Raw genomic sequence first — 1,242 nt, 5'->3', positions numbered from 1 at the left:
GTGCGGGCCCGGAAATTGCGTTATGTTCGGCCCCGTTGAGTAAAAAAATTGTTCTCAACCTTTAACGGTAATTTCCTAATCGGAGTGTTTTTATGCAAATGAAATTAAAACTGACAGTAGTGGCTGCTCTCGCTGCAGTAGCGGGTTTTGCCTCTGCCCAAGACGCAGTGATCAAGATCGGTCACGTGGCGCCGCTGTCCGGCTCGCAAGCCCATTACGGCAAAGACAATGAAAACGGCGTGCGCATGGCCATCGAAGACCTGAACGCACAAAACGTGGTCATCGGCGGCAAAAAGGTCAAGTTTGAAATTGTTGCTGAAGATGACGCCGCTGATCCAAAACAGGGCACCGCCGCTGCACAAAAGCTGTGCGACTCCAAAGTCGCCGGCGTGGTCGGCCACCTGAATTCCGGAACCACCATTCCTGCCTCCAAGGTCTACAACGATTGCGGCATCCCCCACGTTACGGGCGCTGCAACCAACCCCAACCTGACCAAGCCAGGCTACAAAACCACCTACCGCATCATTGCCAATGACAACGCCCTGGGCGCTGGCCTGGCTTTTTATGCCGCCGACACGCTGAAGCTGAAGAAAGTCGCCATCATTGACGACCGTACGGCTTACGGCCAGGGCGTTGCTGAAGTGTTCAAGAAAACGGCCCTGGCAAAAGGCATGACCGTGGTTGACGAGCAGTTCACCACCGACAAAGCCACCGACTTCATGGCCATCCTGACCGCCATCAAGGCCAAAGCACCTGACGCGATCTTCTTCGGCGGCATGGACCCACAAGGCGGCCCAATGCTGCGCCAGATGGAACAACTCGGCATGGGCAACGTCAAGTACTTCGGCGGCGACGGCATCTGCACCGCAGAACTTGCCAAGCTGACCGCAGGCGCCAAGACCATCGGCAACGTGGTTTGCGCTGAAGGCGGCGCATCGCTGGCCAAAATGCCAGGCGGCGAAGCCTGGATGAAGCGCTACGAAGCCAAGTATCCAAAGCAGTTCCAGGTTTACAGCCCGTACACCTACGACGCTACCTTCGTTCTGGTTGACGCCATGAAGCGTGCCGGTTCCTGGGATCCAAAGGTTTACACCCCTGAGCTGATTAAAACCAACTTCAAGGGCGTGACCACCACGATCGCTTTTGAACCCAATGGCGAACTGAAGAACCCCGCCATCACCCTGTACGTCTACAAAGACGGCAAGAAGTCTGCCCTGAACTAATCGTTCACCGCAAACAAAA

Annotated in this window: 1 protein-coding gene; it reads left to right on the top strand. The window is 55.6% G+C overall.

Annotated elements, in window-relative coordinates; translation table 11 throughout:
* Window positions 1-92: 92 nt before the first annotated feature.
* Window positions 93-1,223, top strand: a complete 1,131-nt coding sequence (locus tag AC1D1X_RS23755) for a branched-chain amino acid ABC transporter substrate-binding protein (protein ID WP_457282750.1) — start codon at window positions 93-95, stop codon at window positions 1,221-1,223.
* The last annotated feature ends 19 nt before the right edge of the window (window positions 1,224-1,242 follow it).

It is taken from the genome of Polaromonas sp. P1_G4 (genome assembly GCF_056405475.1).
Note: the sequence above shows the minus strand (reverse complement) of the source record. Positions and strands in the feature narration are given on the sequence as shown.